This window comes from Marinobacter sp., assembly GCF_014859525.1.
Taxonomy (GTDB): domain Bacteria; phylum Pseudomonadota; class Gammaproteobacteria; order Pseudomonadales; family Oleiphilaceae; genus Marinobacter.
The window spans coordinates 1-21,953 of record NZ_JACUUB010000031.1 but is presented as its reverse complement, the minus strand read 5'-3'; the positions used below and the strand labels follow the sequence as shown (position 1 = coordinate 21,953).

16 protein-coding genes are annotated in these 21,953 nt (G+C 59.4%); 3 read left to right on the top strand and 13 right to left on the bottom strand.

Annotated elements, in window-relative coordinates; translation table 11 throughout:
• Nucleotides 1–11: 11 nt before the first annotated feature.
• The 4 genes from IBX51_RS08440 to nifJ all read right to left on the bottom strand — a co-directional run bounded on the left by IBX51_RS08440 (nucleotide 12) and on the right by nifJ (nucleotide 7,576).
• A complete protein-coding gene (locus IBX51_RS08440; protein WP_291830703.1) occupies nucleotides 12–1,241 on the bottom strand; it encodes an arginine deiminase in 1,230 nt (409 codons plus the stop codon).
• A gap of 23 nt (nucleotides 1,242–1,264) precedes the next feature.
• Nucleotides 1,265–2,713 (bottom strand): YfcC family protein, encoded by a 1,449-nt coding sequence (locus IBX51_RS08435; RefSeq protein WP_291830702.1) that lies wholly within the window; start codon nucleotides 2,711–2,713, stop codon nucleotides 1,265–1,267.
• Nucleotides 2,714–2,979: 266 nt separating this feature from the next.
• The gene (locus IBX51_RS08430; RefSeq protein ID WP_291830701.1) at nucleotides 2,980–3,990 is read right to left on the bottom strand and encodes a dihydroorotate dehydrogenase-like protein; all 1,011 of its coding nucleotides are present in this window, start codon (nucleotides 3,988–3,990) and stop codon (nucleotides 2,980–2,982) included.
• The gene (gene nifJ, locus IBX51_RS08425; RefSeq protein ID WP_291830699.1) at nucleotides 3,983–7,576 is read right to left on the bottom strand and encodes a pyruvate:ferredoxin (flavodoxin) oxidoreductase; all 3,594 of its coding nucleotides are present in this window, start codon (nucleotides 7,574–7,576) and stop codon (nucleotides 3,983–3,985) included. The genes IBX51_RS08430 and nifJ overlap by 8 nt, the downstream gene beginning before the upstream one ends.
• 144 nt (nucleotides 7,577–7,720) lie before the next feature.
• Between nifJ and IBX51_RS08420 the strand changes: the two genes are divergently transcribed.
• Nucleotides 7,721–8,575 carry a patatin family protein gene (locus IBX51_RS08420; RefSeq protein WP_291830698.1) on the top strand — a complete coding sequence of 285 codons (855 nt, stop codon included), beginning with the start codon at nucleotides 7,721–7,723 and terminating at the stop codon, nucleotides 8,573–8,575.
• On the opposite strand, the gene IBX51_RS08415 is transcribed toward IBX51_RS08420, so the two are convergent.
• The 8 genes from IBX51_RS08415 to IBX51_RS08380 form a co-directional block, all read right to left on the bottom strand.
• Nucleotides 8,563–9,093, bottom strand: a complete 531-nt coding sequence (locus tag IBX51_RS08415) for an NUDIX domain-containing protein (RefSeq protein ID WP_291830697.1) — start codon at nucleotides 9,091–9,093, stop codon at nucleotides 8,563–8,565. The two genes, IBX51_RS08420 and IBX51_RS08415, sit on opposite strands and share 13 nt — an antisense overlap.
• Nucleotides 9,090–10,127 carry a nucleoside monophosphate kinase gene (locus tag IBX51_RS08410; RefSeq protein WP_291830696.1) on the bottom strand — a complete coding sequence of 346 codons (1,038 nt, stop codon included), beginning with the start codon at nucleotides 10,125–10,127 and terminating at the stop codon, nucleotides 9,090–9,092. The genes IBX51_RS08415 and IBX51_RS08410 overlap by 4 nt, the downstream gene beginning before the upstream one ends.
• A 79-nt stretch (nucleotides 10,128–10,206) precedes the next feature.
• Nucleotides 10,207–11,361, bottom strand: a complete 1,155-nt coding sequence (gene cfa, locus IBX51_RS08405; protein WP_291830695.1) for a cyclopropane fatty acyl phospholipid synthase — start codon at nucleotides 11,359–11,361, stop codon at nucleotides 10,207–10,209.
• Nucleotides 11,362–11,467: 106 nt separating this feature from the next.
• Entirely contained in the window at nucleotides 11,468–12,355 is an 888-nt protein-coding gene (locus IBX51_RS08400) for a universal stress protein (RefSeq protein ID WP_291830694.1), read from the bottom strand.
• 13 nt (nucleotides 12,356–12,368) lie between these two features.
• Nucleotides 12,369–13,856, bottom strand: a complete 1,488-nt coding sequence (locus IBX51_RS08395) for a SulP family inorganic anion transporter (RefSeq protein ID WP_291830693.1) — start codon at nucleotides 13,854–13,856, stop codon at nucleotides 12,369–12,371.
• 84 nt (nucleotides 13,857–13,940) lie between these two features.
• A complete protein-coding gene (gene nhaB, locus IBX51_RS08390) occupies nucleotides 13,941–15,446 on the bottom strand; it encodes a sodium/proton antiporter NhaB (protein WP_291830692.1) in 1,506 nt (501 codons plus the stop codon).
• A 288-nt stretch (nucleotides 15,447–15,734) separates the two neighbouring features.
• Complete coding sequence (locus tag IBX51_RS08385) at nucleotides 15,735–17,813, bottom strand: 3'-5' exonuclease (protein WP_291830690.1); 2,079 nt, start codon at nucleotides 17,811–17,813, stop codon at nucleotides 15,735–15,737.
• Nucleotides 17,810–18,925, bottom strand: coding sequence for a DUF3524 domain-containing protein (locus tag IBX51_RS08380; protein ID WP_291830688.1), 1,116 nt, complete (start codon nucleotides 18,923–18,925; stop codon nucleotides 17,810–17,812). The genes IBX51_RS08385 and IBX51_RS08380 overlap by 4 nt, the downstream gene beginning before the upstream one ends.
• A gap of 171 nt (nucleotides 18,926–19,096) precedes the next feature.
• Between IBX51_RS08380 and IBX51_RS08375 the strand changes: the two genes are divergently transcribed.
• Together IBX51_RS08375 and IBX51_RS08370 are read left to right on the top strand one after the other, a co-directional pair.
• Nucleotides 19,097–20,305 (top strand): nitrate/nitrite transporter, encoded by a 1,209-nt coding sequence (locus tag IBX51_RS08375; RefSeq protein ID WP_291830687.1) that lies wholly within the window; start codon nucleotides 19,097–19,099, stop codon nucleotides 20,303–20,305.
• A gap of 33 nt (nucleotides 20,306–20,338) precedes the next feature.
• The gene (locus tag IBX51_RS08370) at nucleotides 20,339–20,674 is read left to right on the top strand and encodes a TraR/DksA C4-type zinc finger protein (RefSeq protein ID WP_291830686.1); all 336 of its coding nucleotides are present in this window, start codon (nucleotides 20,339–20,341) and stop codon (nucleotides 20,672–20,674) included.
• Here IBX51_RS08370 and IBX51_RS08365 read toward each other — a convergent pair.
• Nucleotides 20,671–21,840: an MFS transporter gene (locus tag IBX51_RS08365; protein WP_291830684.1), complete on the bottom strand. Its 1,170-nt coding sequence runs from the start codon at nucleotides 21,838–21,840 to the stop codon at nucleotides 20,671–20,673. The genes IBX51_RS08370 and IBX51_RS08365 overlap by 4 nt on opposite strands.
• Nucleotides 21,841–21,953 lie beyond the last annotated feature (113 nt).

The following is a 21,953-nucleotide window of genomic DNA, read 5'->3' as shown; positions in this document are numbered from 1 at the left end:
CTCCTTGGCGGTCAGACCGCATCCCTGATGGTTGGGCAGCTCATGCAGCGACCACCGCCCCGACCCCGACCCAGCTCGGCACCGGGTATTGCCAGAACCTCAATACCGGCAGCCGAGAGGGCGGCGTTGGTATCGTCGTTGCGGTCATAACCGATAACCACTCCGGGGCTCAGGGCCAGCACATTGTTGCCGTCGTTCCACTGTTCCCGCTCGCGCTCTTCCGGAGTGTCGCCACCGGTTGGCACAACCTCCAGGACCGGGTAGCCGAGAATCTCCGCGACCACCTCAAACAGGTGCCGGGCGTCCTGATTGAAGGCCAGGGTTTTGGCCCCCTCACCGGGGCGCAGGTCATAGCAGATCACCGCATCGGCTACCTCTTTGAAGGCAGTGACCACGTTGCCACCACAGAAGGTAAAGACCGTATCCAGATGCATGGCGGACCGGGATTTCGGTAACTGGCAGGCAATCACCCGATCCACCATGCCGCTATCAAACAGGGCTTTTGACAGCTGACCGATGGCTTGGGGCGAGGATCGCTCGCCCATGCCCACCAACACCGCGCGATTGCCCAGAGGCATGATGTCCCCGCCCTCCAGGGTGGCCAGGCCATGATCTTCCAGCGGATCGCCCCAGTGCACGTTCACCTTGCCGGCAAATTTCGGGTGGAACCTGTAGATCGCCGCCATCAGGAGGGTTTCGGGCTTGCGGGCAACCCAGAACATGGGGTTCAGGGTGACCCCGCCATACACCCAGGCGCTGTTATCCCGGGTGAACAGGAAGTTGGGCAGTGGTGGCAATACGAATCCGAAGCGTCCCAGATGGTTGCCGAACAGGCCGACGGGATCGAAAGGCAGATCCCCCACCTCCAGACCACCAATCAGGAATTCGGCGAGTTCCTTATCTGGCAGCTCGTCCATCCAGGCTCGCAGATCCGATACCATACCCACGCCGATGTGGTTCCAGTTAATCCGGTGATCGAGAATCCAGGCCCGGCCCTCGGCAATCGCCAGGGTTTCCGTCAGCAACTCGTTGACATCCAAAACCTCGACACCCCGGCCCCGCATGATAGCGGCAAACACGTCATGATCTTTCTGTGCCTGTTTTACCCAGAACACGTCATCAAACAGCAGCGCATCGCAGTTCGACGGCGTTAATCGCCGGTGGGCAAGGCCGGGCCGGCAGACAATGACCTGGCGCAGGGTACCTGTTTCAGAATGCACTCCAAGCATTTGTTCAGACATGACAAAACTCCTTTTGTCCGGGTTTAGAGCATAGTGCCAACACTGATGATCACGGTGATAAAAACGATCAGGATGAGCAGCAAGGGCCAGATAAACGCCAGCCAGCGATCGTAGGACACCCGCCCGATGGCCAGCCCGCCAACCACAACCGCAAAGGTGGGGTTGATCAGATTGACCAGGCCATTGGCAGCCTGGTAGGCGGTCACCACCAGATCTCGCCCGACGTTGGCAAAGTCCGCCAGCGGTGCCAGGATCGGCATGGACAGCACCGCCAGCCCGGAGGACGAGGGCACAAAGAAGCTCATGCCAACTTCAATCCAGAACATCAGGTTGATGAACGCCAGCTCCGGCAGGCCACCCAGCGAGGTTTCGGCGCTGTGCAGGATGGTATCGGCAATCATGCCCTGCTCCATGATCACCACAATGCCGCGGGCCAGGCCGACCACCAGGGCAACCCCGAGCAGATCACGGGCGCCATCAACAAAACTGCCGGTCAGCTTCTTTTCACCAAGGCGGGCAATGACGCCGATCACAATGGCGGCACCAAAGAACAGGGAGCCCATCTGGGCCATCCACCAATCCTGTGAGGAGACTCCCCAGATCATCACAGCGAAGGTGAGGCCAAAAATGATCAGGGCGATAATCTGGGTAGTGGTCAGTTCGGCGCTGTGGATCTCTCCATCCTCTTTTTGAAGAAACAGCTTCTTGTGCGCCGCCCATTGCTTGGCGACCACCGATCGTGACGGATCGGTTTTTACCCGGTGGGCATACCGCATCACGTAGCCGATACAGATCAACAGACCACCGATCAGCAGAATTAAACGCAGCACAATACCGTCGGTAAACGGGATGCCTGCAGCGTTGGCCGCGATAACGGTGGCAAAGGGATTGATGGTAGAGCCCAGTACGCCGATCCCGGCACCGATCAGAATAATGGCAACACCGGTCACCGCATCGTATCCGGCCGCGAGTATGACGGGCACCAGAATGGCGTAGAAAGCCAGAGTTTCCTCGGCCATGCCATAGGTTGTGCCACCCAGGGCAAACAGCGTCATCAGAATAGGAATCATCCAGATTTCACGGCCTTCCAGATGACGCATGGCACTGCGTATACCGGTATCTATGGCACCGGTTGCATTCATCACACCGAGAAAGCCACCCAGAAACAACACAAACAGAGCAACATCGATCGCGTTAGCCGCGTAACTGTCGGGATCGTAGAAACCGGCAGTTGGGGCCAGCATGACCTCAACAAAGCCCTGGGGGTTGGGATCGACGATTTGATAGGTGCCAGGCACGGCGACTTCACGGCCGACGTCTTCATTCATGGTCCGTTCATACTGCCCGGCCGGGATCACCCAAGTCAGAGCCGCGATCAGCACAATCAGGCAGAAAAGAATGGTATAAGCGGTAGGGAACCGCGAGGCGAGATCGTTTTCAGGGTTTTCTAACGGATTTTCGTCTTCAGCCACGATGCGTCTCCTGTCCTTAATCGCATGGTGCAGAAAGCTCCCTTACGGGAACCTCAAGAGAGGCTGAACACATCCTCAGGCGCGGCGCGCACTGGTTCAGACCTACCTGAAAACAGTATAGTTCAAGAAGTCTTCTCTGGAGTTGCAATAGAACAAATTTTAATCGATCACAAAGAAACTCCGAGTCGAATCCGTGGCGACCTGCGTTCAGCGCGATCTGGATGAGACGGTCCGGTAAACGCCAAGCGAAGGGCCTTTGTTTGCGCTCAGATGGTTTTCCGGGAAGACTGCCAGCCCTGCAACAGCCGGGCGTAATTCAAGCGCTCCCAGATCTGGGCGTTGGGCGCATTGTCCAGTGACAGCGCGCCTCGAGCCTCGGCCAGGGCGGTATAACCCATGGTCGTCAGGCGCTGATTCATGTCATCGGTGATTCTGGCCAGGGCCGACGGCCCCTCCGCCAACAGCGCCGACACCACCTGCACCACCGTGGCACCGGACAGGATGGCTTTGGCGGCGTCATCACCCGTGTGCACCCCGCCCGAGGCTGCCATTTCCAACGCCGTGCGATTGAACAACATGGCCATGGCGTGCAACCGGACGGGCAGTTCGGCGCTGGTCGACAGCACTATCTCCCGACTCAGTTCCAGTTCATCCAGATCCATGGCCGGCTGATAAAACCGGTTGAACAGCACCAGCCCCCGGGCGCCGGCCGCTTCCACGCCGACAATAAAGGCCGGCAAAGCCGAATAGAACGGCGACAGTTTGACGCTGACCGGGATGCTGACCTGCTCGGCCACTGAGCCCACCACCTCAAGCTGACGCTGCTCCAGGGTGGTGGCGGTGTCGGACGGGTCCGTGGCCAGATCGTACAGGTTGAGCTCAATGGCGGCCGCACCCGCCTGTTCCAGTTCCCGGGCATGCTGAGTCCAGCCGCCGGGGGACACGCCATTGAGTGAGGCGATCACCGGCACATCCAGCGAACGTTGCAGCTGCTCCAGGCGCTTGAGGTAGCTGCTGGAGCCCATGGCAAACACGTCGGATTCCGGAAAGAACGAGCGAGCCTCGGCGTCCGTATTGATGCGGGAATCGATAAACCGATGCGCCGCCATCTGCTCCGCCACCAACTGTTCCTCGAACAGCGAATGCATCACCACGGCACCGGCGCCGGCGTCCACGCAGGCCTTGAGCGCGTCCAGGTCGTCAGTGAGCGGGCTGGCACCCACCACCAGCGGTGAGTGCAGGTTAAGCCCGAGCCAGCGGGTGGTCAGGTCAGTCATGGTGGTCTGCTCCCTTGTCCTTTGGTTCTGACGGTTCGTGGGGCTCAAAGTGAATACCCGCCAGTTGCAGGTACAGCTCGCGCTGCTCTTGGGCGGCATCGCTGGCAGCCGCCGCCAGCTGTTCATAACGCTGCGGGTCCCGCAATTCCAGCATGCGGAAGCGGGCTTCTTCTTGCATATAGGCTTTCATCGGCACTTTCTGGCGCACCGAATCCAGCTGCAAGGGCGGCAGCCCCTCGTGCGTGCGCCGGGGATCAAAGCGATACAGCGGCCAGGCCCAGCTGTCCACCGCCCGCTTCTGTTGTGCCGGCGAGTGCACCAGATCGTAACCGTGGGCAATGCAGGGGCTGTGGGCGATGATCAGGGCGGGGCCATCAAAACGTTCGGCTTCCTGCAGGGCTTTGCTGGCCTGGTTGCTGTGGGATTGCATGGCAATCTGGGCGACGTAGACATGGCCGTAACTCATGGCCAGCAGGCCCAGGTCCTTCTTGCGGGTTTCCTTGCCGGCGGCGGCGAACTTGGCGACTGCGCCCATGGGCGTCGCCTTGGATTGCTGGCCGCCGGTGTTGGAATAGACCTCGGTGTCCAGCACCAGCAGCTTGACGTTCTGGCCGGAGGCCAGGGCATGGTCCAGGCCACCGTAGCCGATGTCGTAAGCCCAGCCGTCGCCTCCAACCACCCAGACACTCTTCGGGCACAACTCATCGGCCAGACTGGCCAGCTCTTTCACCTCCGGACCCTGCTGATCCGCCAGCCAGTCGCGCAGCCGGCCAACCGCCTCACGCCGTGCCGCCATGGCGGCTTCGTCGAGGGTGGCGCAGGGACCGGTCAGGTCCCGGTACAAGGCCGCAGGCAGGCTCCCTTTCATGTCTTCCAGCAGCTGCCGGGCCCGGCCCACCAGCTTGTTCAGGCCCATGCGCATGCCCAGGCCCAGTTCTGCCGCATCCTCGAACAGCGAGTTGTTCCAGGTGGGCCCGCGACCATCGGCGTTCACCGTGTAGGGCGTGGTGGGCAAGTTGCCGCCGTAGATAGAGGTACAGCCGGTGGCGTTGGCCATCAGCAGCCGGTCGCCGAGCAACTGGGTCAGCAGGCGAATGTAGGGCGTCTCACCACAACCGGCGCAGGCACCGGAGTATTCAAACAGGGGAATCAGCAGTGGCAGCGACTTGAAGTCGCGGGGAATACGGTCCCGGGGCACATCCGGAACGCTGCGCAGGAACGCCAGGTTAGTCGCTTCGGCCTCCCGGTGGTCTTCCAGAGGCCTCATATTAATCGCTTTGCGTTTGGGCTGGGTGCGGTCCTTGGCCGGGCACACCTCCACACACAAACCGCAACCGGTGCAGTCTTCCGGAGCCACCTGAATCCGGTAATCCAACCCCTCCAGTTCCGGGGTGTGGGTCTCGGGCACCGCCTCGAAGGTGTCTGGGGCACCCTTGCCGGCCTCCGGCTCAAACACCTTGCTGACAATCGCCGTATGCGGGCAGATCATTGCGCAGAAATTGCACTGAACACAGAGATCCGATTCCCAGATCGGGATTTCCTGGGCGATGCTGCGTTTCTCGTACTGGCTGGTGCCGGTCGGCCAGGTGCCGTCGACGGGAAAGGCGCTGACCGGCAGCTTGTCGCCCTGGCCTTCCATCAGCAGCCGGGTCACTTTCTGGACGAAGTCCGGCGCATCGTCCGGCACGGTTAGCGGGCGATGGCGGGTGGCGGTCACCTCGCCCGGCACTGGTACTTCGTGCAGGTTGACCAGGGCAGAATCCACCGCCTCGACGTTGCGGCGCACCACTTCTGGCCCGCGCCGGCCCCAGGTCTGGCGGATGGATTCCTTGATGTGAGCAATGGCTTGCTCCCGGGGCAATATGTCGGCCAGAGCAAAGAAGCACACTTGCATCACCGTGTTGATGCGCCGCTCCAACCCGGCTTTTTCGGCCACCTCGGCGGCATCAATCACGAACAGGTGGGCCTTGCGCTCAACCAGTGCCCGCTGGGCTTCAACCGATAACCGCTGCCACACTTCATCCGGTGCCCAGGGCACATTCAATAACACTATGGCGCCTGGCGCCGCGTGTTCCAGTACATCAAACCGTTCCAGAAACTGCGGGGCATGCACGGCGACAAACTGGGCCTGGCGAATCTCGTAACTGGAGCGAATGGGTAGCGGCCCGAAGCGCAAATGGGAGACCGTAGTGGCGCCGGACTTCTTGGAGTCGTAGACAAAGTGACCCTGGGCAAACAGCTCCGTGCCCTCGCCCAGGATCTTGATGCTGGCCTTGTTACTGCTGACGGTGCCGTCAGCGCCCAGACCAAAGAACAGCGCCCGGCGGGTTTTCGGTGACTCGATATCCAGGGCGCTGTCCACGGCGAGCGAAAGGTGCGTTACGTCGTCGCGAACCCCGACGGTAAAGCGGGTTTTCGGTGCCGGTTCGTTTAGTTGAGCAAACACCGCACAGACCATGGCGGGGGTGAATTCCCGGGATGACAGACCATAACGTCCGCCGATCACTTTGGGCAGGGTTGGCCGATCGCCCCGACTCCAGGCTTCCATTAAAGCACCGCTGACTTCCAGCAGCAGCGGCTCGCCCTGGGCACCGGGCTCCTTGGTACGGTCCAGCACTGCCAGGTGCTTGACGGTGTCGGGCAGTGCCTGCAAAAAACGGTCGGTGGCGAAGGGCCGGAACAGGCGCACCTTGAGCACGCCCACCTTTTCGCCCTGCCCCATTAGCCAGTCCACGGTTTCGTGGGCGCATTCGGCGCCGGAGCCCATCAGCATCACCACCCGCTCCGCCTGCGGATGGCCCACGTAATCAAACAGCTGGTACTGGCGACCGGTGATCTCGGCAAAACGCGCCATCACCGATTCCAGACGGTCCGGAAACGCCTGATAGAAGGGATTGCTGGCCTCCCGGGACTGGAAGAAGGCATCGGGGTTCTGGGAGGTGCCGCGCAGCACCGGGTGATCGGGGGTCATGCGCCGCTTGCGATGGGCTTCGATGCCCTCGCGGGGCACCAGCGCCATGAGCTCGTCATCGCTCAGTGCGACAATCTTGGCAATTTCATGGGAGGTGCGGAAGCCGTCGAAGAAGTGCAGCACTGGCACCCGGCTCTGCAGGGTCACGGCGTGGCCGATGGCGGCCAGATCCTGGGCTTCCTGCACCGAGCCGGATGCCAGCAGGGCAAAACCGGTGCCCCGGGCGCTCATTACATCCGAGTGATCACAGAAAATCGACAAGGCATGGGTGGCCAGGCTGCGGGCGGCCACGTGCATGCAAAACGGCGTCAGCTCACCGGCAATCTTGTACAGGTTGGGCAGCATCAGCAGCAACCCCTGAGACGCGGTAAAGGTGGTCACCAGCGAGCCCGCCTGCAGCGCCCCGTGCATGGCGCCGGCCGCGCCAGCTTCTGACTGCATTTCCACCACGCCGGGCACCTGGCCCCAGAGATTGGGTTTGCCCAAGGCTGCCCAATCGTCCGCGTGCTCGCCCATCACTGAAGCAGGAGTAATAGGGTAAATGGCGATGGTTTCACTCAATCGGTAGGCCACCGAGGCCACGGCTTCATTGCCATCCAGGGTTTTGAACGCCATTGCCACTGCTCCTTGTCGGGATGATTCAACCTGCTCTGAGTCTAGGCCTGGCTGTAATTCGCCGCAAGGCGCCCGATCATCCGGTCATTTCCGGACTCGGATGTGGTAAACTTAACAACCCTTTTTATCCTCGCTGATGCTGACATGACCACTCTCCACGCCCCAGATCCGTCAAAATCCCTCGTTGTTGAGGGCGGCGCCATGCGAGGCATTTTCGCCGCCGGCGTTCTCGATGCTTTTCTCGAGCACCAATACCAGCCTTTCGCCCGCGCCTACGGGGTCTCGGCGGGGTCCACCAATCTGATCGGTTATTTATCCGGGGACCATGGGCGCAACCGGGAGATCATTACCGGCCATGCCTGCCGGCCCGAATTCATTGACTGGAAGCGGTTTGCCCGGGGCGGGCACCTGTGTGATGTGCACTGGCTCTGGCATCAGTCGTTCGATGATGTGCCCCTGAGCCTGAACCATTATCTGAAAGGACATACTGAACTCTGGGTGACCACCACCTCAGCATTAACCGGGCAGCCCTGTTATTTCCGGATCGACGAGACTAACCTGCACGATGTGTTCACTGCCTCCTGCTCATTGCCTGTGGCCTACCGGGATTATCCACCGGTCAACGGCGAGCCCATGACCGATGGCGGCCTGGCCGATTCCATCCCGGTGCTCAGGGCCTATGAGGATGGTGCCAGAGACATCACCGTTGTGCTTTCGCGCCCGACCGGTTACCGGAAGAAACCGCCCCGGTTCAGCTTTGTTCCGAAGCGCCTGTTCCGGGCCTATCCGGCTCTGGCCGAGGCGTCTCTGAAACGAGCAGAACAATACAACGGGGCGTTGGCCTTTATCGAGAATCCGCCAGCGGATTGCCGGGTCCGGGTGATTGTGCCGCCGGCCAACTTTCCGGTAGGCCGGCTGACACGCAAACCCGAACTGCTGGACCGGGGTTATCTGGACGGCCATCTGGCGGGACTGCGGTACCTTGATCAGGCCGGTTGAGGCAATAGCTCCCGGGAGATCTTCTCCAGCATAAAGGTTTCACGCTGAATGGACTGCCCCATGGATGTTTCCTGGCGGGCCATGACCTGGCGGTTATGCTGCATGGCCTCGTCAACAGAGACCCATACCGGTTTCATGCCGTTGGCGATCTCGTAGCTTTCCATCCGCACCTCGGCCAGCTTCGCCGCTACGTCGCACACGAAGAAGTGGGACGTCATGTGCATCAGGTCGTACTCGGGTTTCCAGTGCGGACGATACTCTTCAATGAAGCCGTAGTGCTGTTTTACCCGCACATCCCGGGCACCGGTTTCCTCCTCCAGCTCCCGCGCGAGGGCGATGGTAATATCCTCACCTTCGTCGATACCGCCGCCGGGCAGGCTGAAGTCGTTGTAGCGCTCGGTAAACAGTAGAAGAATCTTCTCCTCCCGGAGCACGATACCGCGTGCAGCGTGCCGCCGGAGCACACGCCCCTCGCGGCTGACAAGTTCAGGATGGACAAGCTCTTTAATCAGTTTCATGCCGGATAGGGCCTCAAGCCAAGCAGGATTTCCGCCTTTTCCGTCAGGGGCCGGTCCAGCAGTTGTTGATCTGTGTAAGCCGCCAACTGGTCCTTCAGGAGACCATAAACGGTTTCCCGATCCTGGCTGGTGTCCAGCTCCACACACTTGTTTTTACCCTTGAACAACTCCACCGTCGGCAGCGTCTCGGACTTGAAGGTGTCAAAGCGCAGCTTCATGGCTTCAACATTGTCGTCGGCCCGGCCGGAGTAACGGGCACGGCCCAGAATGCGCTGTTCCAGCACTTCAAACGGACATTCGAAGTAGATCATGGTGGGCAGTTCCGCTTCCCGGCCAAACACTTCGTACCAGGCTTCGAGGTTGGACAGGGAGCGGGGAAAGCCGTCAATCAGGAAGTTGCGCTTGCCGGTGGTGCGGGTGGTGCGCTCCATGGCGTCTTTCAGCAGGCGCACAACAATGTCGTTGGGCACCAGCTTACCGGCGGCGATGTATTCCTTGATGATGTCCATGGTGGGACCGCCGGCTTCCTGTTCGGCGCGCAGCAGATCACCGGTGGACAGGTGGGTCCAGCCCAGCTGGATTTCCGCCAGCTCGCACATGGTGCCTTTGCCGGCACCCGGGCCGCCAAGCACGAACACAACATTGGGCTCCGGGCAGGGCTTTCTGGGATCAACATGGAAAATCTCGATCTTCGGCGCCGGCGCTTTACCCATCTTGTACACATTCCACTCGCGGTCGGTCGGCGGCAGTTCGTCGTCGCAGGTCAGCTCGTAGGCCAGGTGGCCATCAAGACGACAGATACGCCAGGACTTGTAGCTGTTGGAGTAGGATATAGCAGGGCTTCGCTCGGCTTTGCCATCAGCCCGGTCCCAGGCCAACTTGCCGTTCCAGTAGCCCGGACTGGAGACAACGCCGGATTCGGATTTGGTGGGCGGAGCTTCGGAGGGCACGTACAGGCCGTCGACCTCGGGCAGACCTGAGCCGGTGACCTGAATGAACAGCGTGTTGGGTGCGTTGGTTGTGGTTTCAGTCATGTTCGCTCTCTTTGTTGTTGAATGAGTGTCGACGACACATTGGGGAAACAACCCCCATCGTCCTGAACGGGTTACGAACTCAGGTTACCCTCGGATACACACCTTCTACGCCATCCTTCGACAGTACCCATTGCCAGAGCTGAATATCCCGGGCCCTGAAGCCTCCCGCGCAGGAGAGCAGATAATAGCGCCACATGCGATAAAACCGGTCACCGAGTTCCGCTTTGAATTGCGGCCAGGCCTTTTCAAAGTTGTCATACCAGGCCATCAGCGTTTTATCGTAATCGGCGCCGAAATTATGCAGATCTTCGACCACGAAGAGGTTGTCGACTGCGTCACCAATCTGGCCAATAGAGGGTAGTTCGCCGTTCGGGAAAATGTACCTGTCTATCCAGGGGTCCGGGTAGGAGTTACGCAGGTTCTTGCCGATGGTATGCAGCAGGAACAGGCCCCCAGGATTCAGGCACCGATGTGCCACTTCCATATACGTGCGGTAGTTTTTCGGCCCGACATGCTCGAACATGCCAACGCTGGCGATGCGATCAAACTTTTCGTCCACTTCCCGGTAATCCATCAACCGGAAGTCCAGTGCCAAATGGGGGTATCGGGCCGTCGCCCAATCGGCCTGCTCTTTGGAAATGGTAACGCCAACCGCCTCTACGCCGTAATTCTCCGCAGCGTAGGCCATGAGGCTACCCCATCCGCAACCAATGTCCAACAGGCGCATTCCGGGCTGCAGGTCCAGCTTCCGGCAAATCAGATCCAGTTTGGCAACCTGGGCTTGCTCCAGAGTTTCGGCATCTTTCCAGTAACCGCAGGTGTACGTCATGCGGGAATCCAGCATGGCACCGTAAAACTCATTACCAAGATCGTAATGGACCTCGCCTACATCCCATGCCCGCTTTCGGGTCTGCCGGTTCAGGTACCGGGCCTTGATGATGTGCGGAAGAATCTTGGTGGGCTTGACCTGGTCCGGCAGCCGGGCCTTCAGCAGTTTGCAGAAGAACTGGTCCAGCTCATCCGCGTCCCAGGCTCCATCCATATAGGCTTCGCCAAAGCCCAGATTACCGTGGGCCATGGCAGACTCTGGCACGCCGTGAGCGTTGAAGCGAATATCCCAGGGGCGGGAACCGCCGATCTGTATGTCGGCCTTGGCCAGGAGTTCGGCCGCAAACTGGTGGGTTTTGTTATCAGGGTCAAAAAAGGCAATTCGGGGGGTGTTTTCGTTCATCATTGACCATTCTCAGTCGGTGAGGTTGATAGTCTTTGATGAGCCTTTCGGAAAGCAAGGCTCTCCAAAAGGCGCAGCAAACGGCGCGCAGGCGCCATCGTTCAAGGTATTACCGAAGGATTACCAGCGGCTTATGGGCAGTTTCCAGCATCCTGGTGGTGGTACTGCCCACCAGAAACTGGCGGATGCGGGAATGGCCATAGGCACCCATGATGAGAACGTCAATGTCGTTCTCTTGCTGGTAGGCATGCAGCGTCTGCTCCACATCTCCGTCGCGAATGGCCTGGTGGATTTCCATGCCCTGCTCCGCCAGCGCCTCTTCGGCCCGGCGGAGTTGGGCACGGTGCTCCTCGGTATCCGAACCCACCATCACCAGGTGCAGGGGCATACCTTTGAACACCGGTGTGCCTGCCAGCAGCTCAATGCTGCGGAAGGCGGTCGGGCTGCCATCAAACGCCAGCATGGCGCTCCTTGGCTCGGAGAACTCGTCTGGCACCAACAGCACCGGGCGGTGCACACTGCGAATCACCGTTTCCAATTGGCTGCCGATGTGGCGACCGGTAGCGGTGCTACTTTCACCCTGCAGCCCCAGCACGAACAAGCGGGATTCCGGCTCCAGACCAACGACAGCGCCTGCCAGATCGTCATGGCGCTGGCGCTTGGTGACATTGTCCACACCGGCTGCAAGGACCCGCTTCTCGGCTTCGTCCAGCATCAAATTGCCGTGCTTCATCGCCAGCTTGCTGCGCTCCCGGTCAAGACTGACCATCTCTTCCTGCAGCTGCTCGCGGCTACCCAGGCCAATGTTGCCGGTCATGTCCGTTTTCGCCGGATGCTTTTCTTCATCCAGGGCATGCAGCAAGGTCAGTGGCTCGCCCATGCGAAGACTGGCCCAGGCGGCATAATCACAGACGCCCAGCGCCGATCTTGAAGCATCAATGCAGGCCACCACGTGGAGAGCCTTTTGAGCACCGGCTTCACTGTGTTCAAGTGTCATAATTCAATCTCCTTTAGTGGGCCATCAAACGTTCTACGGCGTCTGGCTTATCGTGAACACCGAAACGGTCCACAATGGTAGCGCTGGCCTCGTTAAGGCCCAGAACTTCCACTTCGGCACCTTCACGACGGAATTTCACCACTGCCTTATCCAGCGCAGCTACCGCTGTGATGTCCCAGAAATGGGCGCGGCTTACGTCGATCACTACATTGTCAACCGCTTCTTTAAAGTCGAAAGACTCGATGAACTTCTCGGATGAACTGAAGAATACCTGACCAACCACCGAATAGGTACGAGTCTCTGTTTCTTCATCATAGTCCGAGGTGATCAGCATATATTGGCCAACCTTGTTGGCGAAGAACAGCGCCGCGAGCAGTACACCGGCCAGAACACCGTAAGCCAGGTTATGAGTTGCTACCACAACCACCACGGTTACCACCATCACGATGTTGGTGGACAACGGGTGCTCCTTGAGATTTTTGATAGAACCCCAGCTAAAGGTACCAATCGCGACCATGATCATCACAGCGACCAGCGCGGCCATCGGAATCTGCACCAGCCACTTATCCAGTACCAGAACCATCAGCAACAGGAACACGCCGGATGCGAGGCTGGACAGACGAGTCCGACCACCGGATTTAATGTTGATGATAGACTGACCAATCATCGCACAACCAGCCATACCGCCGAGCAGGCCTGAACCGATGTTGGCAAGGCCCTGGCCTTTACATTCACGGTTACGGTCACTCTTGGTATCGGTCAGATCATCGACGATGGTCGCGGTCATCATGGATTCCAGCAAGCCAACCACGGTCAATGCAATCGCGTAGGGCAGGATGATCATCAGAGTTTCCAGATTCAGCGGTACGTCCGGCCACAGGAAGATCGGCAGGGTATCCGGCAAATCACCCATGTCACCAACGGTGCGGATATCCATGTTCAGATACATGGCAATACCCGTGAGCACGACGATGCAGATCAGCGGCGACGGCAGAATTTTGCCAATCACGGGGATCAGCGGGAACAGGTAGATGATGCCAAGACCGGCTGCCGTCATGGCATAAACATGCCAGGTAACGTTGGTCAGTTCAGGCAACTGGGCCATAAAAATCAGAATAGCCAGGGCATTGACAAACCCGGTCACAACAGAGCGTGACACAAACCGCATCAGTGTGCCCAGTTTCAGGTAACCGGCGATAATTTGCAGCAGACCGGTCAGCAGCGTAGCCGCCAGCAGGTATTCCAGGCCATGCTCTTTCACCAGCGTCACCATCAGCAGCGCCATGGCGCCAGTGGCGCCCGAGATCATTCCGGCCCGACCACCAACAAGGGCAATGACCACGGCGATACAGAAAGAGGCATACAGACCCACTTTCGGGTCAACCCCCGCAATGATGGAAAACGCAATGGCCTCGGGAATCAGCGCCAGCGCCACCACAATCCCGGCGAGCAGATCGCCGCGAATATTGGAAAACCAGTTCGTTCGTATACTGCTGAGCATAATCAGTTAATCCGGTTATAGAGTTAGTAAAATGTCTGGGCGCAGGCGCTTTCCGGCGACTGCACTTTTTTTCTTATTGGATAATTACAAAAACTGGATAACCGACAGCAGACCAACGCCGCCGAGCACCAGAGTGTAAGGAAAGGCCATGACAACCATGCGTCCGTAAGACAACCGCACCAGCGGCGCGATGGCAGACGTCAGCAAGAACAGAAACGCGGCCTGGCCATTGGGCGTTGCCACACTGGGCAGATTGGTGCCGGTGTTGATGGCCACCGCCAGTTTCTGGAAGTGTTCGGTGGTAACGGCTCCGGCGTCCAGCGCTTGCTTGATTTCACTGATGTAAACCGTAGCCACAAAGACGTTGTCGCTGATCATGGACAATAGCCCGTTGGCGACGAAGAACATCGCCGGCTGCTGGGCCTCTGGCAGAGCCAGCACGAAGTCAATCACCGGCTTGAACAAATGCTGCTCGTGGATCACCGCGACCACCGCAAAGAACACCACCAACAATGAGGTAAACGGCAGTGATTCCTGGAACGCTTTGCCAATCTGATGTTCGTCGGTAACGCCATTGAACGAGGTAATCAGGATAATCACCAGCAGGCCGATCAGCCCCACCTCGGCGATATGAAACGCAAGACCAATCACCAGTATCACTGCGGCGGCGGCCTGCACCCAGAGTGCAGCCTGATCGGCTTTCGTGCGCTTTTTGCGCTCGTTATCTGCAAACTCTTCCAGCACCTGACGCACGGGCTTTGGCAAACGTGCGCCATAACCAAACCAGCGCAACTTCTCCAAAAACCAGCAGGTTACCAACCCGGCCAGCAACACCGGCATGCTAATCGGCGCCATACGCACGAAGAACTCGGCAAAATCCCAGCCCACTACCTTGGCAATCAACAGATTCTGAGGCTCGCCCACCATGGTAGCGACACCACCCAGCGCGGTGCCGATGGCGCCGTGCATCAGCAGGCTGCGTAAAAAGGCCTGAAACTGCACCAGATCTTCCCGGTGCAACTCAATAACGTGCTCGTCGCTCTGGGCGTTGTGATCCTTGTGATGATAGCCCCGACCGGAGGCCACCTTGTGGTACACCGAATAAAAGCCAACGGCGACACTGATGATTACGGCGGTGACCGTCAGTGCATCCAGAAACGCCGACAGCACGGCGGCCGAGGCGCAGAACAACAGGGACAACGCCGATTTGGAGCGCACCCCCACCAGAATCTGGGTAAAGGCCACCAGCAGCAGCTGCTTCATGAAATAGATACCCGCCACCATGAACATCAGCAGCAGAATGACCGGCAGATTGACCAGCACCTCGTGGTAAACCGAATCCGCCGTCGCCAGACCAATCAGCAGGGCTTCCGTCGCCAGCAGGCCGCCAGGCAGCAGCGGGTAACACTTCAGGGCCATGGCCAGAGTGAATATGAATTCCGCCACCAGCAACCAGCCTGTAGCGACCGGTCCAAACATCCATAACACCAGAGGATTGATCAACAAAAACAGAACAATCGCTTGCTTGTACCAGGCCGGAGCGTTACCAAGAAAATTATGGGTAAAACCAGAGATAACCGTTTTGGGCATTGTCAGACAACCAAAGTTTCATTATCGAAACGTTGAGACAAATAAATCCCTGCGCCCAGAAAACGGCACAAAAAATATAGGAATAGGCCTTGCTCAACAAATTAACGAGGGAGGAGGTAGAGCTTGAGCGCTAGGGTGGAGTGATCTTCACAGTCAGGTATCGGTTTCTTTGATGGAAATCAGGTATTGCTCAAAAGAGGGCGCGAAGTCTAGCAGAGCGGAAGGGGAAAAGTAAGCGGGCTAGGTAAATATTCTTAGGCCTATAAAGACATCAATACCGGACTGGCCTCACCGCCCGACAAACCGGGAGGCCTCGCCAGAAGCGGTCAGAGTCAGCCGGTGCATGGCCCGGGTGCACCCGACATACAACATGTTCCTGTCCATATCGGTGTGAAAATTGTCTGCCGAGACGTCCGGAAGAATCACGTGGTCGAACTCGAGACCTTTGGCCAGATGGGATGTGCAGACGATAACCCCCGGCGCAAAGCTCTGACTTTCCTCGCTGAGCAACTGCAGCCTGGCATGACTGCCCTCCAGAGACTTGTGAAGACGCTTCGCCTGTTTCTGGGTTTTGCAGATAATCGCCAGGGTGTTGAACCGGGATTCCCCGAATTCGTCGATACGCGCCCTGATGGCCTCGATTTCTTTCTTGCGACTTGTGAAGGTCAGCAGCTCCGGCTCATCGCCATGGCGCTCGATAATCTCAAGATCCGGGTTGGGTGAGATGCGCTGGGCAAACCGGGCGATTTCGTAACTGGAACGATAGCTCTTGTTCAGGGTGACGCAGGTGGCATCGCGGAACGCTGCGCGAATGTCGTCCACCGCCGAGGCGCTGTAAGGGTTCACCGACTGCCAGGTGTCCCCCAGGATGGTTTTCTTGCAGGAGAACAGGCGCGCGATCACCGCGTACTGCACCGGTGTGTAGTCCTGCATCTCATCAATCAGCAGGTGCTTGACGTTGCGCCAGGGGGAACGGATGCCTTCCAGGCGCATCTTGAGATAGATCAGCGGGAACACGTCGGCGTATTCCAGCCGGCCGCCTCTGGCGGGCCTGAACATGTCCGGCTGGCCGGCCCACTCGAAAAAGCGTTTGTAGGTTTCCCGCAGGGTGGACTGTTTGACCATGCCTTTGATGGCCGCTTTCAGCGCCTTGCGTTCTTCGGGCATCAGGTCGTAGTTGTACTGGATGCCGATTTTCTGCTCCATTTCCTTCGCCACCTGATTGACCCGGGCGGTGGTATCCAGGTTCCGGTGCTTGCGGAAGGTTTCCTCAATCAGCCAGCCCGGCAACAGGCGCCGGGCTATCCACAGGTCTTCGGTGGCAAACCGTTGTTTCTCCACCTCGTCGGCATAGCGGCCCAGTTGCTTGAGAAACTCCGGGCTCGCCTTGTACCGGAGCCGTTGTTTCATGGCCTCATCGTTGCTCTCCAGCAACTCGGCGGTCTGCTCAAAGAAGGTCTGGAAGCGGTATTGATCCTGCAGCAGCTCTTTGGCCAGGGTTTCCATGCCGATTTCGTTGACGGTTTCTTCCCCCAGTTCCGGCAACACATTGGAGATGTAATCGGCGAACACGCTGTTGGGCGAGATGATCAGGATGTCTTGCGAGCTCAGCGTGTCCTTGAACCGGTAAAGCAAAAAGGCAATGCGGTGTAGAGCGATGGAGGTCTTGCCCGAGCCGGCCACGCCCTGAATGATCAGGGTTTTTGCGTGCTCGTCGCGGATAATGGCGTTCTGGTCCCGCTGGATGGTGGCCACGATGTTCTTCATGCCGTCGTCCGTGGCGCGGCCCAGTTCGTCCTGGAGCACGTCGTCCACCACGTTCACGGCGCTGTCGATCATCAGTTCGATCTGGCCGTTGCGGATGCGGAACTGGCGCTTGAGCTCGATGGTTCCGCTCACCTGACCGTCGGGGGCGTGGTAGGCGGCGGGGCCGGTTTCGTAGTCGTAGAACAGCGAGGCGATGGGTGCGCGCCAGTCGTACACCACGTTGTCCTTGTCCACTTCGTCGTAGAAGTGGTGTACGCCGATGTAGACCGGCATCGGCTGGTCACTGCCCTGGCTCCGGAAATCAAATCGGCCGAAATACGGCGACTGCCGCAGTTTGACCAGGCGCTTGCGCTGGCTCAACACAAACTCGCCGGTGGTCACCGCCTGCTGGATAGACTCCCGGGCGGCGATTTTTTCAATGTGGTCCATCTCATCGCGACTGTTCCAGAGATATTCCTTCTGGCTCTGGATATCGTCCTGATAGGCCTGCAGGCGCTCGTCGGCTTCTTTGATCGCCCGCTCCAGGCGGGACCGCACCGACGCCAGCTGGCGGGCTTCTTCTGATCGCGCTTTGGCGGGTTCCACGTTCATATCGCTCATTGGTTTCCGGACCTCCGGCCATTCTCGATCAGGCCATTCAACAAAGACTGGTATTGAACGGCCAACCGGGACGCTCGCCAGGGCTCCGGTGAACCGTTGACCGGCGGATACCGGCAAAGCCTTTGCAGGGCGTCGGCAGCGGCTTCTGCCTCGGCACCGGGATCATCGGGGTGGCTGTCGTAGCGGCAGGTATCCGGCACATATTCCCGGTAGGCCAGCCGGTCTGGCGTTAAGGGTACGCAACCCGAGGCCATGGCCTCCAGCATCGACAAGCCCTGGAAATCATGCAGCGCGGTGGAGAGCACGATATCCGCCTGGCCCAGCAACCGATCGTAATCCTGCCGCTGCTCCAGAAAGCCCCAATGCTCAATCCGGTCACTGAATTGCGCCTGAATCTGCTCGAACGCCTTTGGCGCATTGCGGAACCGCTCCCCCACCACACTCAACCGGAAGGGCATGGCACGCTGATCCACCACCTGCAAAAACCGCAGCAGCCGGTCCGGCCCCTTGTCGTACTCCCAGCGGTGGTTCCACAGCAGGTGCGGGCAGCGCCAGTTGACGGGCTCCCGGCGCTCGGCAAACAGCCGGTCTTCAATCGGTACCGGGATAATATCGGACTTGTCCCGCAAACCGGCAATCAGACCATTGGGTACGCCATCGGGCATCTGATCCAGAAAGTCCCGGGCGCCATCGTGAAAGCTGTCCCGGTTCCAGGCACTGTTGAACACAACGCGATCTGCCGCGATGGCACTGTACAGGTTCACCATCTGGGGCTCAGCCGAAGATCTCTGTTTGCTCGATACCGGGAAGGCAAACTGGTTCTCATGCATGTAGAGTACACAGGGCGTGTTGGCCAGGTGTGGGTGAAAACCGCGAATCGATGCCAGATCCACCATGGAGGTGGCAACGATCAGGTCCCAACGCTCCTGCAAGGCCGGTTCGTGCAGCCAGGTAACGGGGTTGCCACGAATGCGCCAACGGAAAAACCGTGGCGGCAATGCCAGCGTGCGCCAGTGATAATCGCCCAAAAGGTCGGTGAGCTGCTCCCGCCAGCGTTTGTGACTGGCGGCATCGTAGCCGGACAACAGCAGAATTCTGGGTTTTGCGTTCACGCAGCCGCTAACTCCTGGCACTGACAGGTGACGAGAAGCCGCTCGGCATCGGGGAAGGGACTTGATTTCTGATGGCATCGCACAACATCCGGAAATGCTAACAAACACCAGGAAACCGGTCAAAAACCAGACAGGATCAGCAGCAAACACCGAGTGGCCCCGGAACAACCTATGAAAGCACCCGAGTTCATGCGCGAAAACCCAAGGCTGGCCGCCTTTGCCATTTTGGCGACGGCAACGTCAGGCTTTGGGCAAACCTTCTTTTTCTCGGTGTTCGGCGGCGGCATCCGGGAAACCTTCAGCCTGCAGAACAGCAGCTACGGACTGATTTACAGCGCCGCAACCCTGGCCTCGGCGCTGCTGCTGCTCAAGCTTGGCCCGCTCACCGACCGCTGGTCCCTTGGCAAGGTCACCTCGCTGGCGGTGATGATTCTGGCTGCGGGTTGCCTCACCATCGCCCTGTCCCCCCACTGGCTGCTACTGGTGCCCGGTTTTCTGCTGGCCCGTCTGGGCGGCCAGGGGCTGATGGGGCACATCGGGCTGACCACCGCCGGCCGGTATTTTTCCCGTAACCGGGGGCGCATCATGGCGCTGACGTCCGGCGGCTTTCCGGTGGCCGAGGCCATACTACCCCTTTCCGCCGGCCTGATGCTGGCCATGACCGGCTGGCGAACACCCTGGTTACTGGCGGCCGGGCTGCTGATCGTCGCGCTATTACCCCTGCTGCTGTACCTATGCCGGGGCGCCGCTCACCCTGCCCGGCTATACCGCGATGACAATCTGCAGAATCTGTCCGGGCCTGCCCGGGACTTCACCCGCCACCAGGTCTTGAGAGATCGCGGCTTTTACCTGATCCTGCCGGCAGCCCTGATTGCCCCGTTTACCGTAACCGCCGTACTGTTTCACCAGTCTGCCTTCGCCGAGTTGCAGGGCTGGAGCACCCGGCATCTCGGAATTGCCTTTACCGGATTTGCTGCCGGCCATATCATCAGTCTGTTCTTCGGCGGCCCGCTGGTCGACCGTATTGGCGCCCAGCGGTCCCTGGGCTATGGCCTGCTGCCTATTTTCGGTAGCATGCTGGTGCTGGCCCTGACCGATGCCGCCTGGACTCCTAACCTGTACCTGGCTCTGTGCGGGGTCAGTCTGGGTTTTATTGGCGCTGCCGGCGGCGCCATCTGGCCGGAACGTTACGGTGTTCGCCATATCGGCGCGATCCGTTCCATGGCGCAGGCCAGCATGGTGTTTTCCACGGCGCTGTCGCCGGTTCTGGTGGGCGTGCTGCTGGATGCCGGGTTAACAACCACAGGGATCGGCCTTGTGCTGTCAGCGCTGATTCTGGCCAGTATTATTCTGGTTCGACTGGCACCAACACCGGCTTGATCAAACCCGGCCCTGATAACTGGAGAGGTAAACATGAACCCGGAACAACTGGAAAAGTTTCGTCAACTTCTGCTCAAGATGCAGGAAGAGCTGGTATCAACCAGCGAGGTACGTAATGAGTCCACCGGCACGGTGCACCTGGACCAGCAAAGTGTGGGCCGGCTGTCACGGATGGACGCCCTGCAAGGCCAGGCACTGGCAAAAGCCAGCCAGCAACGGGCCGAGCGACAGCTGAAAATGATTGAGGCTGCGTTGAAGCGGATTGAAAACGACGACTTCGGCGATTGCCTGGAGTGCGGCGAGCCGATCAATCCCAAGCGCCTGGAAGTCGACCCGACCACCCGGTACTGCATTGAATGTGCGAGCTAACGACGACGGCTCCCAAGGGCCCACAACCCGAATACCGGCCCCGGCAAAAGAAGTAACGCGACCCAGACGCCCCAGGCACTCCAAAGCGCACTGGTGAGCCAGATCGCCGGTAAGGTCAGCCCAAACCCGACCGCATTCATTACTGCCAGAGAAGATCCCACGATTTCTTTCGGCGCCGCCGCCGCGGCCAATGCAGAGAACTGCGGCGAATCCGCTATCACAGCAACCCCCCAAATCAGCAGCAAAGCGATCAGTAGCACTGGCGACATGCCGTTCAGCCAAGGGTAGAGCAGGCACACAGCCCCTGAGACCATCAGTGCCCGCCGCGCAACCCACTCACTGCCCAGGGTTCGACTGAGCCAACCACCGCCGATACAGCCGGCAGCGCCGATGCCGATCACCGCAAACGACAACCACGACACCAATGCCTGATCCTGCCCCAGACGATTCAATTCACGGGCAATCAGTAACGGCACCAGGGTCCAGAACGCATACAGCTCCCACATGTGGCCAAAGTAGCCACCAGCGACTGCCCGAAAATGGGGAATGCGCAGGGCCGCAAGCCCTTGGGTGACCGGCAGCCCGCCCTTGGCTTTCGGCAGGTGCGGCCCATCGCCCAGCAGGAACACCAGCAATCCGCCCGCCAGCGCGAGCACCGAAGCCGCCAGCAACGGCCATTCCCATGGCAGACCCAGCGTTGCGCCGCGCATCAGGTGAGGCAAGGCAGTGCCCAGGGTCAGCATGCCCACCAGCCAGGCCAGAGCCGTACCAGCGTATTTTGGTGTCCAGGCAATCACCAGTTTCATGCCCAAAGGGTAAATGCCGGCCAGGCACAGGCCGGTGGCGAACCTCAACAGGCTGTCCAGAGGAAACACCCCGGCCACGGTCACAAATGCGGCGTTCGCAACTGCTCCAAGCAGACTCGATACGAAGAAGATGCGGCTGGCGCCGAAGCGGTCGGCCAACCCGGTCACCGCCAGCGCAAGCGTGCCCGCAATAAAGCCCGCCTGAACAGACAGCGTGAGCCGGCCCAGATCCGATTCTGCCAGCCCCAGCTCAGCGGCCAGGGATAACCAGACCCCGTTGATGCTGAACCAGAGGGAGGTGCCGAAGAGTTGCGCCAGCACAATCACTGGCAGGGGAAAGCGCTTAAGTAACCCGATCATTTTATTGTCTTTGTTGCAGGTAGTTGGCGGAAGCCTAGCTCGCCGGCCAACCACCGGCCCATACTACTTTGGTGCCCGGCCGACTTTACCAAGGCAGCTCTTCACCGTTGCTG

Coding starts and splice junctions, on each gene's coding strand:
- cfa (WP_291830695.1), bottom strand. CDS start 11,361: ATGATGAACGAAAACACCCCCCGAATTGCCTTTTTTGACCCTGATAAC.
- IBX51_RS08365 (WP_291830684.1), bottom strand. CDS start 21,840: ATGATCGGGTTACTTAAGCGCTTTCCCCTGCCAGTGATTGTGCTGGCG.
- IBX51_RS08370 (WP_291830686.1), top strand. CDS start 20,339: ATGAACCCGGAACAACTGGAAAAGTTTCGTCAACTTCTGCTCAAGATG.
- IBX51_RS08385 (WP_291830690.1), bottom strand. CDS start 17,813: ATGAGCGATATGAACGTGGAACCCGCCAAAGCGCGATCAGAAGAAGCC.
- IBX51_RS08440 (WP_291830703.1), bottom strand. CDS start 1,241: ATGTCTGAACAAATGCTTGGAGTGCATTCTGAAACAGGTACCCTGCGC.
- IBX51_RS08375 (WP_291830687.1), top strand. CDS start 19,097: ATGAAAGCACCCGAGTTCATGCGCGAAAACCCAAGGCTGGCCGCCTTT.
- IBX51_RS08395 (WP_291830693.1), bottom strand. CDS start 13,856: ATGCTCAGCAGTATACGAACGAACTGGTTTTCCAATATTCGCGGCGAT.
- nifJ (WP_291830699.1), bottom strand. CDS start 7,576: ATGGCGTTCAAAACCCTGGATGGCAATGAAGCCGTGGCCTCGGTGGCC.
- nhaB (WP_291830692.1), bottom strand. CDS start 15,446: ATGCCCAAAACGGTTATCTCTGGTTTTACCCATAATTTTCTTGGTAAC.
- IBX51_RS08400 (WP_291830694.1), bottom strand. CDS start 12,355: ATGACACTTGAACACAGTGAAGCCGGTGCTCAAAAGGCTCTCCACGTG.
- IBX51_RS08410 (WP_291830696.1), bottom strand. CDS start 10,127: ATGACTGAAACCACAACCAACGCACCCAACACGCTGTTCATTCAGGTC.
- IBX51_RS08430 (WP_291830701.1), bottom strand. CDS start 3,990: ATGACTGACCTGACCACCCGCTGGCTCGGGCTTAACCTGCACTCACCG.
- IBX51_RS08415 (WP_291830697.1), bottom strand. CDS start 9,093: ATGAAACTGATTAAAGAGCTTGTCCATCCTGAACTTGTCAGCCGCGAG.
- IBX51_RS08420 (WP_291830698.1), top strand. CDS start 7,721: ATGACCACTCTCCACGCCCCAGATCCGTCAAAATCCCTCGTTGTTGAG.